This window comes from Selenomonas sp. oral taxon 478 (genome assembly GCF_001189555.1).
Classification (GTDB): Bacteria; Bacillota; Negativicutes; order Selenomonadales; family Selenomonadaceae; genus Centipeda; species Centipeda felix.
In genome coordinates this window covers 1,608,861-1,623,250 of sequence record NZ_CP012071.1, presented here as the reverse complement: position 1 = coordinate 1,623,250, position 14,390 = coordinate 1,608,861, and the positions used below count along the sequence as shown (strand labels likewise).

The following is a 14,390-nucleotide window of genomic DNA, read 5'->3' as shown; positions in this document are numbered from 1 at the left end:
GCCTCCGAAATGCGGTTTACGCAGATTCTCCTAAGATCGCATCCACCGCGCTCCAGTCGACCGCCTCTTCCTCGAAGGGACGGCGACGCATACGGTGTGCGAGGACCAGTCGGCTGACGCGCAGCAAATCCTCTGCCGTGACAGCCGTTCGTCCGGCAAGTGCCGCGTGCGCAATCCCTGCCTTGATGAGGGTAATATCGGCACGATGCCCATCAACGCCAAGCGTCAACGAGACCTGCGCCGTCTGCCCGAGAATGTCGTCGGACACTGCCACAGCGGCAACGCGCTGACGTGCCGTGACAATCTGCGTACGCAGCTGCTCCTGCTCTGCTGCGTATATCGCGGCAAAGGCATCTGCATCCCGCTCGTAGGCAATCCGACGGCGGATCACCTCCACGCGGCTTTCGGCATCCTGCTCCCCCGCAACAGTCACCGAGAGCGCAAAGCGATCGAGAAGCTGCGGACGGATATCCCCCTCCTCCGGATTCATCGTACCGATGAGGACAAACCGTGCCGGATGCGCATAGGAAATCCCCTCGCGCTCCACGGTGTTGACGCCCATTGCAGCCGAGTCGAGCAGGATATCGACGATATGATCCTCAAGCAGGTTGATCTCATCCACATAGAGGATATTGCGGTTCGCCGCCGCCAGAATACCGGGCTCGAACGCCTTGCGTCCATGCTGGATCGCCGCCTCCATGTCGAGCGTCCCGACCACGCGATCCTCCGTCGCACTGACGGGCAGCTCCACCACGCACATTGGAACTTCTTCCTGCGGCAGCTTTCCCTCCGCGCTCCTCTCTTGACAGGCATCGCAGTAGAGCTCGGGGCGCGCGGGATCGCAGTGACAGGCACAACCACGCACGGCGTGCAGATCCGGCAGGAGTGCAGCGGCAGCGCGTACGGCAGTGGATTTTGCCGTTCCCTTCTCCCCCTTGATGAGCACACCGCCGAGAGACGGCATGACAATACTGAGGAGAAGTGCCGTCTTCATCTCTTCCTGCCCAACGATGGCAGTAAACGGGTAGGTTGCCCTCTTCTTCATTCGTATTTCCTTTCATAGGAGATATTCATCCGCAGTACCATTCACATCGGCTGTAGGCGCAGGTCCTCTGGCGCTAGACAAAAAGGCCCGAGGTAAGCGTTGCCATCACGTTGACACTGTCTTTTTGAAACGCTTCGAATTCCAGACACAACAGCATTTATTACTCATCAACAGCCGTGATGTGCGCATCATTCGGCAGATAAAAAGCATCCCCATAGACCCGATAGGCGATCTCCTGCACGCCGTAGACAAAATCCTGTGAGCAGTTGTAGAGGAAGCATGAGCGCGGCGTAACGAGATGCCCCTCGCGCAGTGCCTTGAGTGGCTGCAGTGCCGGGTCCTCCGTGTAGCTGCGGATATAGTCATCCAGCCACGCCTGTCCCTTCCACGGATAATCCGGCAGGAACAGAATATCGGGATTGATGGCGAGGATGACTTCTTTCGTCACCTCTTGCCCGTTGCGCAGTCCATAGGCCGAAACGCCATTGATAACGCCCGCATGGTGACAGGCATCATCAAAGCTGGATCCAATGCCCCCATACGTGCTCATGAGGGAGAGAAAGACGACGCTCTTGCGCTCGCTTTCCGGAATGGCCTGCACCTTCTCCGCAATCTCGGCCAGTTTTTCATCCATTTTGCGCAGTAAAATATCGCCGCGTCGATGCTCTCCGATTGCATCCGTTGTGAGACGGACGAGATCCCGTACCTCCGCCAGATTGTGCGGTCCGCGTCCGACCACGACGTTGAGCCCCGAATCACGCAGAGGATCGGCGAGTTCGAGATACTGCCAGTCCGCTATCAAGACAATGTCCGGATGGAGGGAGACGATGTACTCCACGCTGGGGCGCTGTATCGTTTTCTCAACCTGCTCCGCAACCTCAACCATATTCGAGTTGATCGGATCCTTCATGCTCATGTTGACGGCGACCATGCGCTCCGGCGGAGCAACGGAAAGAACGATCTGATCGAGCGTCGAAGACAGCGTAACGATACGCTGTGGCGACGTGTCGAAGTGCACGGTGCGCCCCGTAATATCCGTAACCGAGTACCCCTCCGTCGCTGCCGTCTGCCCCGTCTCTGCTCTGCCGCAGGCGGTAAGCAGCTGCACAGCACAGAGGAGGAGCACGACTGAAACGATCGCCGGTATACGCTTTGCGACTCCCATAGAATTCCCCTTCCAATCCACTGCTCAGGATCCTGCCGCCCTCATCGCCGCACGCTTCAGTGCACATTCGGCAGCGGAGACGGCGGGAGATCCCTGCCCAGTTCTGCGCGCATAGCACGCGCCGCCGCAGGCGGAAAAATCCGCACACGTCCTGCAGAACGCCATGGCATTCTGCATCTCCTGTGCCACCTCTTTCTGGCGCTGCACGTCAATGCCGCGTTCCACATTGCCGAGCAGAAAGTGCGCATCGCCGACGAAGGAGGAACAGGCGTAGATATTCCCGAGCGCGTCAACGTGCACCCCCGCCCCGTTCATCGCGTGGCAGTGGGAAAACCCGCCGCCTGTGCGCCGGGCAAGACACGTCGCCTGCTCCATCTGGGTGATCGCCATCGTGCGCCCGGTCATTCGCCCGAGTTTGCGGTTCAGTGCAAAAACCGTTTCCATCGCCTGCGCCATGTCCTCCGCCCGTGCGCTACGGACGGCAGAGCCCCGCCCCTGCGGCCGCAGGAGATCAAAGCCCACACGGCGCACATTGCCGAGATAGTACGCCATCTCGACAACACCGAAAAGCTCTGCAACATTATCCGCTGTGACGACCGTGGTCAGGCCGATCTCTATGCCGCACTGTGCAAGCTGGCGAATGCCCGCGACAACATCCGCTGCCGTTCCTCTGCCGTCAGGATAACAGCGAAGCGCGTCGTGCACAGCAGGTCTGCCGTCAAGACTGACGCCGATCCCAATGTGCGCATTGCGCAGAAACGTCACCGTCTCCTCGGTCAACAATGTCCCGTTGGTCTGCAAATCCATGCGTGCCGGGATACGATTGCGGCGCACGTAGTCTGCCATCTGACGCAACAGCGGCAGTGCAAGGAGAGGTTCTCCGCCCGAGAACTGCAGGATAAAGGGCATTTTTCCCGCCGCCGCGAGGTCGATGGCACGCCGCGCCGTCTCCCATGTCATCGTGTGCCTGTCCTGTGCTGCGGCATAGCAGTAGCGACACGCGAGATTACAGTTTCCGGTAAGGCTCATGATGAGCATGCGCAGCGGCACTGCCCCGATCTCCTCACTTTTCATCGGCAAAGCGCTCCGGATAGACCGCGCGCGCCAGTGCGTAGACAGCATCTGCCGCATTCTGTGAAGTATTGTAACGATACCGATCGGGAACTGCATAGAGGTGGTTTTCCTGCACGGCCTTCACATGGATAAACAAGGGGTCGCTGCAGAGTTTTTCGCGAAATTCCTCCGTCGTTTTCCCCTCCGTACTCCACGTCGGCAGAAGGAATACATCGGGATTAAGTGCGACGACCTGCTCCATCGAGACTGCAGTCGTCGCCGTCAGCCCCGCCATCGCCACGCCATTGCGCAGGGAGGCACGGCGGCACATATCGTCAAAGAGCCCATCCTTGCGTCCAAACACACCACTGAATGCAAATGCAACAACGATGGGCCGCTCCTCCTCTGGGATATCTCCAACGCGCCGCTCCACATCAGCGAGAAGAGCACGCTTTTGAGCGATGAGCGCGGCGGCATTTTCCTCCTGTCCAATCAGGCGTCCAACCGTCTCAATGCGCGTAAAGATGTCCTCGAGGTTGTTCGGCGTACGTGAGACAAAGACGGGAATCCCCAAATCACGCAGGCTATCCACTAGCTCCTTTGGTAGGCCGTCAATCGCAAGGACAAGGTCGGGATCCAGTGCCGCAACGCGCTCAGGGCTTCTGTCCTTGAGTTTGACGGATACGGCGCGTGCCTCTTCCGTCATGCAGGATATTCCCGGATCATCCACCGTGGAGGTAAGCCCCGCAATCTGCTCCGGCGGTGCGATCCCAAGGAGGATCTCATCCATCCCTCGTCCCAGTGACACGATCCGATGCGGCTTCTCCTCAACAACGACCTCCGCCCCGGTATCATCCGTACCGCGATAGAACGCATCCCCATCCGACTCCACCCGTGCCCCGTTCCCACAGCCTGCAAGAAGGAGCAGGCATCCCGCGACAAGGAGTGCATAGAGCAGTTCCTTAGAACGCATGGGGATCGGTGTATTGCAGCTTCTTTTCTCGTGTCACTCTTCGTCACCTTTCTTCATCCTGCACCGATGAACCTGTGCGCAAAGCGAGAAGATGCGCATCAAAAGACCCCTCCTGCACGCGCAGAAGGGGTACACAAAAAAAGGATCACAACGGCATCAGAAGACGCGCAGAAATCCCCATCCCTATCACTCGCAGGTCAAACGGCGATTGTCAATCAGGCAGTTCTCCTGGCTCCAGTTCCTCGCGCACCTGCGCCTTCCCGAGAGAAATCTCTCAGTGACGGAGACAATGGCTCCATGCAGGGTTGCTCACTGATACAGTGGCGTGACCGCTCCGGCTTGATGGGAAAATACGTTTCCTTACCGGATTCTCTATTATATCTCTGCAAACTGTCAAACAACCTGGCAGTTCGCGCCGATACCTGATCCACTTCATATAAAGTTTTCATAAAACGCATTTATAGTAACATTGGAAGAATCGCTTGTCAATACGACAAAGGGATATTTTACGAATCATCTCAATACGCTGGGATTTTTCCGAGTCTATTTTTCCAGCAAATAGAGATAGTCCCCATAGCCCTCCTCCTCCATGTCCTCCTTCGGGATGAACCGCAGGGACGCACTGTTGATGCAGTAGCGCAGCCCACCCGTTGCGGCGGGGCCATCGTCAAAGACGTGCCCGAGATGCGCGCCGCTGTTCGCCGCCGTAACCTCGGTACGCACCATGCCGTGCGAGCGATCTTCCTGCTCTGCAATCAGCGCCGCATCGATCGGACGTGAGAACGCCGGCCAGCCGCAGCCCGAGTCATATTTATCCGTGGAGACAAAAAGCGGCTCGCCCGTCGTGATGTCACAGTAGATACCCGCACGAAACTCGTGATCGTATTCGTTGCGGAAGGGCGGCTCTGTCGCCTTCTCCTGGGTAACGGCGTACTGCAGATCCGTGAGACGTTCTCTGAGTTCAGCCTTTGTCGGCTTTTCATCATGACGCACGTTTTTCTTCTCCCCCATCGGTTCGGCTTCCGCACGTTTCTCACGCATCGCAGCGATGAGCGCAGGGGAGATATGGCAGTAACCGTTGGGATGCTTCTCGAGATACTCCTGATGATCGTCTTCTGCACGATAAAAGTTCACGATCGGTCCCATCTCGACAGCCGTCTTCTGACCGAGACGATTCTGCAGTGCGTCCAACGACGCACGGATGATCGATGCATCCTTGCCGCCGTCTGCCTTCACATAGTAAATGCCCGAACGATACTGCCGCCCGACGTCGTTGCCCTGCCGATCGACTGCCGTCGGGTCGATGGAGTCGTAAAATGCGGTCAGAAGCTGATCGAGCGAAATGATGTGCGGGTCATAGATAACATGAACCGCCTCCGCATGCCCGCTCCCGCTGCATACCTCCGCATAGGAAGGATGGGCACTCATACCGTTTGCATAGCCGCACTCTGCAGAGACAACGCCCGGCACCAGACTGAGGTAGAGTTCCGTCCCCCAGAAGCAGCCGCCGGCGAGATAGATCTCCTTCTGTCCTGCGGCAGCTTGGTTCTCCTGCACGATCTCATGCGGCATCTCACTCGACGACGATGCGGGTGCACCGCAGCCGCCGATGCAGCTGAGCAGGCCAAGGGCACAGATACCGCGCAATAGTAATGCATTCATGATAATCTCCTTTCAGCAAGAATCAAAGATTACGGCTTGATCTCACTTGCCGGAGGGAGCTGCCAGTCGATGGGCGTCTCCCCCACACGCGTGAGGAAGTCGTTGACACGCGAGAATGGATGACTGCCGAAGAAGCCGCGGTGCGCTGAGAGGGGGCTTGGATGCGGCGACTCGACGATGAGATGGCGCGGATTCGTGATGAGGCTGCGTTTCTTCCGTGCAGGACTGCCCCAGAGGATGAAGGCGAGCGGTTTCTCACGTGCTCCGAGGAGGCGAATGATGGTATCAGTGAACCGCTCCCACCCGTGTCCCGCGTGCGATGCCGCCGCATGAGCGCGTACGGTAAGAACGGTGTTGAGGAGGAGCACGCCCTGCCGCGCCCACGGGATGAGACAGCCGTGATCGGGCGGGACGATCCCGATATCGTCCTGCATCTCCTTGTAGATATTCAGCAACGACGGCGGCGGGTCAACGCCGACCTGCACGGAAAATGACAGCCCATGAGCCTGTCCGTCTCCATGGTAGGGATCCTGACCAAGAATGACGACCTTCGTATCAGCAAAGCTTGTGTAGTGCAGTGCATTAAAGATCGAATACATATCGGGGTACACACGCCGTGTACGGTACTCCTCAATGAGGAATGCGCGCAGCTCACGATAGTAGGGCTGCGCCATCTCATCCGCAAGGAGTTCCTGCCAATCGTTTTGGAAAATTGCCTTTGCCATGCTAAACTCTCTCGTAAACTTCAAATATACAGTCTTGCCCTGTGCTGCTGCTCGTCATGGAAAATCCATCCAGCGAAGGAAAAAAGACATCTGCATCGTAGCTGCCCGAAAGGCGTGTCACATGCGCCCGCCATACATACGGCAGAAGCAGGCGGTAGCATGCTGCGCCGCCGATCACAAAGATCGGACGCGCCTCCTCCGCCGTCAGGCGCCCCAGAAGACGCCAGAGTGCCAAGATGTCGGCTGCTGCATAGAATCCGTCTATCTTCTGCATCGTTCGTGAGAGGACGATATTCGCACGCCCTGCGAGCGGACGCCTCCCCGGCAGACTCTCCATTGTACGCCGTCCCATGACGACGATGCTGCCCATCGTCATACGGCGAAAATGTGCCATATCCTCGGGGCAGTCGGTGAGCAGATGCCCCGCCCGTCCGATGCCGCCCGCATCATCCACTGCTGTGATGAGTTCGAGCGGATACGGGGCAAATACTTCGGGGGCACGCACAATCCCCGACGCATCCGCCTCCTCCCGCCATGCGGAAATTGGTCTGCCGTCAACGCAGAGCGTCGGTGCAATCTCCGCCAGCGGAACGAGCACAAAGGCGCGCTCTGTCAGATAGGGATGCGGCAGAGTCAGCCGCTTCTGTACAGACGTGACGCCGTCCACATAGAGCAGATCGAGATCTATCGTACGTGCGCCCCAATGCTCATGCCGCACGCGTCCGAGTTCCTGTTCGATGCACTGCATCGCCGCGAGGAGGTCTTCGGGCGTACGGTCAAACGTGATGCACGCGGCGGCATTCAAAAAAGACGGCTGATCCGTCTTTCCCCACGGCGGTGTCTCATAAAATGCAGAGACGCGTTCCACACGAATGCCATCCAGTTCCGACAGCCGCCGCAGTGCCGCGCGCATCGTCTCACCGCGTTCGCCAAGATTTGCCCCAAGCCCGATATACGCTGTCCGTACCATCACTGTCCCCTGTCCCGCGTAATAGAGACGCCGACATCCGCAAAGATGCCCGCGATCGGAGCGGCAGGTTTATGCACAGTGAGCGTAACGGAACGGATGCGGGGGAATGTCGCAAGAATCTGCGCCGCAGCCTCCTCCGCGAGAGCCTCAATCAACGCCTTTGGCACTCCCTCGATCACCCGACGTATCAGCTCATAGACCTCAGCGTAGTTCACGGTGTTCCGAAGATCGTCCGTCTCCCCTGCCTCACACAGATCAAGCCTCAGTTCCGCATCCGCCTCGAATGCCTGCGGCACCTCCCGCTCATGAGGGAGGGCACCATGACACGCCATGAAGCGCATACCGTGCAGAAAAATACGATCCATGCTACGCCCCCAATATCGCATCCGTCATGCGGCACATTCGCGCAATCGGCTTCACATCATGCACGCGCACAATGGATGCGCCGCGCAGAATACCAAGGACGCACGCCGCCCCCGTCGCCTCCATGCGCTCCGTGACGGGCAGCCCGAGTGCTGCCCCGATAAAGCTTTTGCGGCTCGCACCGAGCAACACAGGATAGTCTGTCCCATCATAGGAAATGAGCTCGTCCATGCGCCGAAGAACGTGCATATTCTGCTCTGCCGTCTTGCCGAAGCCGATGCCGGGGTCGAGGATGAGATTGTCCCGTGCCAGTCCTGCCGCATCCGCCGCTGCAAAGGAACGCGCGAAAAAATCCCGCATTGCTTCGATGATGTCTCCCGCGTATGCCGTTCCGTTCTGATTGTGCATCACGACGACGGGCGCATGAACCTCTGCCGCCGCACGCGCCATCGCCCCCGGCTCCTCGGCATACTGAAGCCCCCATATATCATTCAGGAGATGCGCGCCCGCACGCAGTGCCGCGCGTGCCGTCTCCGCCTTGAACGTATCCACGGAAACGGGCACGGGGCATGCGGGCAAAACGGCTTCGAGGAACGGCAGCAGCCGCTCCGTCTCCTCCGCCGCGCTCATCGGCACAAAGCCGGGACGGCTGGACTCCGCCCCGACGTCGATGATGTCCGCCCCGTCCCGCACCATCTCCTCCATGTGGCGGAGCGCATCGTCGCGCGTGTTCCACTTGCCGCCGTCAGAAAACGAGTCCGGCGTCACGTTCAGAATCCCCATGACAAGCGTCCGCCCGCCAAGGGTCAGTTCCTTCCCGTCAGCAAAGCGATAGTGTCGATTCGCCGTCATCCTGTGCTCCTCTCTCCATCCCAAGCATCGTCCATGCCTGCATCCGTGATGCTGCATCCGTGCGAAATATGCCGCAGGACGCCGACGTCGTTGTCTGTGCACCGTGTGCTCGTGCACCGCGCATCATCATGCAGAGCTGCTGCGCATCGAGAACGACAAGCACGCCCTCCGCCCCGAGTCCGCGCTCGACCTCACGCGCGATATCAGCCGTCAGCCGTTCCTGCAGCTGAGGACGGCGCGCCATCGACGCGACCAGCCGTGCAAATACGCCAAAGCCCGCCACGCAGCCCGCATGGGGCTGGTAGACGATGTGCGCCGTGCCGAAGAACGGCAACAAATGATGCTCACACATCGAATAAAACGGAATGGCACGTACGGCAACGAGACCGTCCGTCTCCTCCGTCAGGACATCCACCCAAAGTTCTGCTGTATCTTCATGCTGTCCCGCAAAGAGCTCTGCATAGAGCTGTGCAACACGCTGCGGCGTCTCCTCCATCCCCTGCGCTACAATGTCGACGCCGAGTGCCGTGAGAAATTCACGCATCGCTCGTGCAGCGCGCGGAAGATCCGCCGTGTGCTCTGTCTCCATCTCCGTCCCCCCATTTCCTGCCGCCCTTTACCCACGCCGCAATCGCCGCCGTATCGCGCGGCGTCGTACGGCAGCAGCCGCCGATGATGCGTGCCCCCGCCGCTGCGTATTCCCGCGACCGTGCGCCAAAATCCTCCGCCGTCCCGCGCCACATCTGTGTCGCTGCATCATAGTACTCACCAGAATTCGGATAGACGACGATGGGCTTATTGGTCTCCTGTCGCATCGTGTGGATCAAATCACTCACATACTGCGGTGCTGTGCAGTTTACACCGATGGCCGCTGCCTCGGGCATGGCATCGAGCACGCGCGCACATGCCGCAACCTCCGTCCCGTCACTGATGTGCGCACCGTCCCGACAGGAGAACGAGAAATACGCGGGGATGCGGATCCCCTCCGCACGTAGTACGCGGACGATGGCGCATGCCTCATGGAGGCACGGCAGGGTCTCACAGGCGAGAAGATCGGGTGCTGCGGAGGCGAAAATCCGCAGTCGCTGTGCGTGAAACGCCGTGAGCGCCTCCTCATCCACCTCATAGTCGCCGCGATACTCCGAACCGTCGGCAAGATATGCTCCGTACGGTCCGACGGACGCCGCCACGAGCGGCACAGCGGCATCTCCGCCGCGCTCTGCCCGATAGAGATCGCGCGCCTCCTGCGCCAGTCGGACGGAGCGGCGCAGCAGTTCTGCTGCCTTCTCCGCTGTAAAACCGCGCCGCATAAAACCGGCGACGGTCGCCTGATAGCTTGCGCTTGTCAGGACATCTGCACCCGCACGCAGATAATCCAGATGAATCTCACGCACGAGGTCGGGGCGTTCAAAGAGCGCCTTTGCCGACCAGAGCGGATCATCTACGGAGAAACCGCGCGCCTCCAGCTCCGTTGCCAGTGCTCCGTCAAGGACGAGCACATCCTGCGCCGCAAGCCGCGCCTCTAAGACATTCATCCCATCCCTCCAGGCCAAAAAATGCCCCCCTGCACGCGGGACACAGCCCATGCGGCAGGAGAGCGAGAGATGTGGTCACTTCAGCAGGCCATGCTTACGCAGTGCCGCATCGAGCTGTGCCGCATGGACCGGCTCCATCTCCGAAAGCGGCATGCGCAGAGGCCCCGCATCATAGCCGAGGCGGCGCATCGCCGTTTTGACGGGGATGGGGTTGACCTCACAGAAGAGCGCATCGATGAGATCTGCATAGTCGATCTGCATCTTTGCCGCCGTGCGCACATCACCGTCAAAATAATGCTGACATATATCGTGTGCCGCGCGCGGCGCAACATTCGACAGCACGGAGATCACACCCGAACCGCCGAGCGACAGAATCGGCACAATCTGGTCATCGTTGCCGGAGTAGACCGCAAAATCATCGCCCGTCGCGGCGCGCAGACGCAGGATCGCCGTGAGATCGCCGCTCGCCTCCTTCACGCCGACGATGCGGGGATGCTGCGAAAGCTTTGCATACGTCTCCGTCTTAATGCCGACACCCGTACGCGACGGCACATTGTAGAGAATCGCCGGAATGCCGACGCTGTCCGCAATCTTCATATAGTGGGCAACGAGACCATTCTGCGTGCATTTGTTGTAGTACGGCGTGACGAGGAGGAGCGCATCGGCACCGACCTTTTCGGCATACTGCGACAGCTCGATCGCGTAGGACGTCTCATTCGAGCCCGTACCTGCAACAACGGGAATGCGCCCGCCCACCTTCTCCACAGTATAGCGGATTGCCTCGCGATGTTCTGCATCCGTCATCGTCGCGGACTCGCCTGTCGTCCCCGTGATAACGATGGCATCCGTCCCGCCCGCAATCTGATCCTCAATGATGCGTCCAAGCTCGTTGTAGTTGACCCCAGTCTCCGTAAACGGCGTAATAATGGCAACGCCCGCACCGCGAAAAATCTCTTTTCTCATGGCAAGCTCCCCCTTTATTTATTCTGTCATCATTATCCCACGTGCCGCGCGAAAAGTCAAAAGCTTTGTTGATCTCTGTCACATCCGCAGCGCAGGCCGCACCGCATCAAAAAGCGCGGCATTTTCGCGGATCTTCTCCTCTCCGCCAAGCACACAGCGCACATTCGCCTGCATTGCATCCGCAACGAGCGGTGCAAGCGCACGGATGTCCGCCTGCTGTGCTGTGAGAATCTCATCGCGCGCACGCTGGCGATCCCCCTGCGTGATGCCGCGCAGATGGAACGTTGCGGCAATATCCCCCTTCATCTGCGGCGTCATCGGCGCATCCACGCCGCTCATCGTGCCGATGATGAATTTATCCATCTCACGGTCGGACACATCGAACGTGCGCACATAGTCCGCCGTCTCATCGAGCACATCCAGCGTCTCGGCGAGGTTCGGGTCACGGTAGGAAGAAAACACCATGAAACCGTTGCGGTTGAACTGCGTCATCGCGCCGTAGGCTCCGCCCTGCACACGGATGCGTGTCCAGAAATAGTCGTAGCGGAGCAGTGTTTCGAGCACGCGCATCGTCCCCGTGTAGCGATAGCCCAGCTTGAGGAAATTCGCCCCCTTTGCCACGTACTGCACGCGGCTCTGCGTCGTCAGTCCCTCGTTGCGTGCGCAGATGTTCCACGTGTACAGCGCAGGCGGGAACACTGCCGCAGAGAGCGTGTCCCTGAACGCGGCGAGTTGCTCTGCCGTCTCATCATACATGGAGGCGGGTGCCGTCACACTGAGAATCAGATCATTGCGGTTAAAGATCTGCGGCAGGATGCGTGCAAATGCCGCTTGCATCTTCGCATGATCCGCGTCAAAGTTCTCCTTGAATGCAGAGAGAAAATCGTGAAACGGCAGTCCGCCGACCTCCGCATAGGCGCCCGCCGGTGTCAGATAGGCAGCAATGCGTGAGGCGACAACCTGATTCGCCGCACGCTGGAGCGAGAGCTCCATGCCCGTCTTCTCCTCATCGACCAGCTCGCGGATACGCTTGCTGCCCGAGAAGTCGCTCGTGCCGATGATCTCCGTGAGAAGCTCAAACAGACGCGGCAGATTCTCACGCAGCACCTTGGCGCGCAGCTTGAAGCGCGGCATGAGTGAGTCCGCCTCACCCGCACGCGTATAGGCGACAATGTCCGCCCCGATGCCGCCCGTATAGAGACTGCGCAGCATCGCCAGCTCTGCATAGCTGTGCGCCGCCGTATCGACCGCACCAAACATCTCTGCGAGCAGATACGCATACGGCAGATCCTCCTGTGCAACCGCCGCCATCGGGAAGTAGAAATTCAGATAGACAATGCCGTTCGTCTCGAGATCCGAAAAGAGCATCTTCGTCCCCGCGAGATCGCGCACCTCGAGCGGCAGACGCTCCGCATCCTTGCGAATGTCCGACCGTGCAAGGATAGGGATCGAGCGCAGTGCCTCCTCCGTGTCAGGAGCCTCCTGCGCCGCCTTCAGCGCCGCACAGGAGCGCATAACCTCCGCAACCTCGTCTGCACTCATCGCAGCCTTCTTCTCCGCCAGCTCCGCCGCCTGGACTGCCGCCCGTTCCGCACCGAGTGTACGGCTCGGCGCGAGTGTCACGAGAGCGGCGTGCGGATTGTCGAGGAACGCCTCACGAATCAGCTGCTCGAAGTAGCCGTCCTTAAGACCCTTTTTGAGAGCAGCAAGGGTATCCTCATAGCGCAGATAGTCCTCGGGCGCACCGCCGTAGAGCCACGTCTTCATCAGGCGAATCCCGTAGATCAGCCCCTTGGGTGACGAGCCGAAGTCCGACTCACGCAGGCGGAACTCGAGCGTATTGAGCGATGCCTGTACGAGCTGATGATTGAGTCCCCCATCCGCGAGCTGCGTCAGCGTCTCCCGCACAACCCGTGCGAACTCCTCCGCGCGCGCCGTCTCCGACTTGCTGACCACGATGCTGAAGAACGGCTGAAGAATGTCACTCTCGTAGTTCGAATCCACATCGCGTCCGAGCCCCGCGTCGATGAGCGCCTGCCGCAGCGGCGCACCCTGCATCCGCAGCAGCGCATGGTCGAGAATCTGCAGTGCCATGACACGCTTCATATCCGACGTATCGCCGATCACCCAGCTAAGCGAGAGAAAGGCATTCTCTGCGAGTGGCTCCTCCGCGCCGATGGGATAGAAATGATTCTTGCGGACGCACGCCGGGAATGCAGACTGACGATCAATGCGCGACGGCACGGGAATGCGGTCAAAATGCGAGAGGTAGGCACGGTCGAGATACGCCAGCTTCTCCTCGATGTCGAGATTTCCATAGAGATAGATATAGCTGTTGGACGGATGATAGTAGCGAGCATGGAACGCGAGGAACTGCTCCTGCGTCAGCGCGGGAATCGCCTCGGGATCGCCGCCCGACTCATAGCCATATGTTGTATCAGGATAGAGTGCCGCCATGATGCGGCTGCCGAGGAGATCATCCGGCGCGGAGAGCGCGCCCTTCATCTCATTGTAGACCACTCCGCTGTACGTCAGCGGCGCATCTGTATTTTCAAGCTCGTAGTGCCACCCCTCCTGCATGAGTACCTGCGGATTCTCACGCATCGCCGGGTAAAACACCGCATCCAGATAGACATCCATCAGATTTTGAAAATCGCGGTCGTTGCGGCTTGCCACAGGGTACATCGTCTTATCGGGGAACGTCATCGCATTGAGGAACGTATTGAGCGAGCCCTTCACGAGCTCCACGAACGGCTCCTTCAGCGGATACTTGCGCGAGCCGCAGAGCACGGAGTGCTCCACGATATGCGCCACCCCCGTATCATCGACCGGCGGCGTACGGAAGCTGATCGAAAACACCTTGTTGTCGTCCGCCGTCTCTAAAAAGAACAGCTGCGCTCCCGTCTTCTCATGCACAAACGTGCGTGCCGTTCCCTCTGCCTCTGTAATCTGCTCCGAGCGAAGCAAACGAAACCCGTGAATCACATCATCTATTTTCATCAAACGTATCCTCCTTATCGTTACGCCTGCCATTATACCATAGAGAGGGAGATTCTCAAAACAAAAGGACTGTCGATACGACAG

13 protein-coding genes and 1 riboswitch are annotated in these 14,390 nt (G+C 59.2%); all 13 genes read right to left on the bottom strand.

What is annotated here, in order from left to right; genetic code table 11:
• Positions 1–16: 16 nt before the first annotated feature.
• Positions 17–1,045 (bottom strand): ATP-binding protein, encoded by a 1,029-nt coding sequence (locus ADJ74_RS07565; protein WP_050343187.1) that lies wholly within the window; start codon positions 1,043–1,045, stop codon positions 17–19.
• A 160-nt stretch (positions 1,046–1,205) separates the two neighbouring features.
• Positions 1,206–2,210: an ABC transporter substrate-binding protein gene (locus ADJ74_RS07560; protein WP_050343185.1), complete on the bottom strand. Its 1,005-nt coding sequence runs from the start codon at positions 2,208–2,210 to the stop codon at positions 1,206–1,208.
• Between the two features lie 24 nt (positions 2,211–2,234).
• Positions 2,235–3,284 (bottom strand): radical SAM/SPASM domain-containing protein, encoded by a 1,050-nt coding sequence (locus ADJ74_RS07555; RefSeq protein ID WP_172664523.1) that lies wholly within the window; start codon positions 3,282–3,284, stop codon positions 2,235–2,237.
• A complete protein-coding gene (locus ADJ74_RS07550) occupies positions 3,274–4,236 on the bottom strand; it encodes an ABC transporter substrate-binding protein (protein ID WP_050343183.1) in 963 nt (320 codons plus the stop codon). Before ADJ74_RS07550 ends, ADJ74_RS07555 begins: the two co-directional genes overlap by 11 nt.
• A 200-nt stretch (positions 4,237–4,436) precedes the next feature.
• A riboswitch (cobalamin riboswitch) is annotated at positions 4,437–4,677 on the bottom strand.
• 102 nt (positions 4,678–4,779) lie between these two features.
• The gene (gene msrB / locus ADJ74_RS07545) at positions 4,780–5,898 is read right to left on the bottom strand and encodes a peptide-methionine (R)-S-oxide reductase MsrB (RefSeq protein WP_050343181.1); all 1,119 of its coding nucleotides are present in this window, start codon (positions 5,896–5,898) and stop codon (positions 4,780–4,782) included.
• Between the two features lie 29 nt (positions 5,899–5,927).
• Positions 5,928–6,623, bottom strand: coding sequence for a uracil-DNA glycosylase (locus ADJ74_RS07540; RefSeq protein WP_050343179.1), 696 nt, complete (start codon positions 6,621–6,623; stop codon positions 5,928–5,930).
• A 1-nt stretch (position 6,624) separates the two neighbouring features.
• Positions 6,625–7,593: a 2-amino-4-hydroxy-6-hydroxymethyldihydropteridine diphosphokinase gene (folK, locus tag ADJ74_RS07535; RefSeq protein ID WP_050343177.1), complete on the bottom strand. Its 969-nt coding sequence runs from the start codon at positions 7,591–7,593 to the stop codon at positions 6,625–6,627.
• Positions 7,593–7,958 carry a dihydroneopterin aldolase gene (folB, locus tag ADJ74_RS07530; RefSeq protein WP_050343175.1) on the bottom strand — a complete coding sequence of 122 codons (366 nt, stop codon included), beginning with the start codon at positions 7,956–7,958 and terminating at the stop codon, positions 7,593–7,595. Before folB ends, folK begins: the two co-directional genes overlap by 1 nt.
• 1 nt (position 7,959) lies before the next feature.
• Complete coding sequence (gene folP / locus ADJ74_RS07525; RefSeq protein WP_050343173.1) at positions 7,960–8,808, bottom strand: dihydropteroate synthase; 849 nt, start codon at positions 8,806–8,808, stop codon at positions 7,960–7,962.
• Positions 8,777–9,397, bottom strand: a complete 621-nt coding sequence (folE, locus tag ADJ74_RS07520) for a GTP cyclohydrolase I (RefSeq protein WP_050343171.1) — start codon at positions 9,395–9,397, stop codon at positions 8,777–8,779. The genes folP and folE overlap by 32 nt, the downstream gene beginning before the upstream one ends.
• A complete protein-coding gene (mmuM, locus tag ADJ74_RS07515; protein WP_050343169.1) occupies positions 9,345–10,343 on the bottom strand; it encodes a homocysteine S-methyltransferase in 999 nt (332 codons plus the stop codon). Before mmuM ends, folE begins: the two co-directional genes overlap by 53 nt.
• A gap of 75 nt (positions 10,344–10,418) precedes the next feature.
• Entirely contained in the window at positions 10,419–11,306 is an 888-nt protein-coding gene (gene dapA / locus ADJ74_RS07510; protein ID WP_050343167.1) for a 4-hydroxy-tetrahydrodipicolinate synthase, read from the bottom strand.
• A gap of 78 nt (positions 11,307–11,384) precedes the next feature.
• Complete coding sequence (locus ADJ74_RS07505) at positions 11,385–14,306, bottom strand: insulinase family protein (RefSeq protein ID WP_050343165.1); 2,922 nt, start codon at positions 14,304–14,306, stop codon at positions 11,385–11,387.
• Between the last annotated feature and the right edge of the window lie 84 nt (positions 14,307–14,390).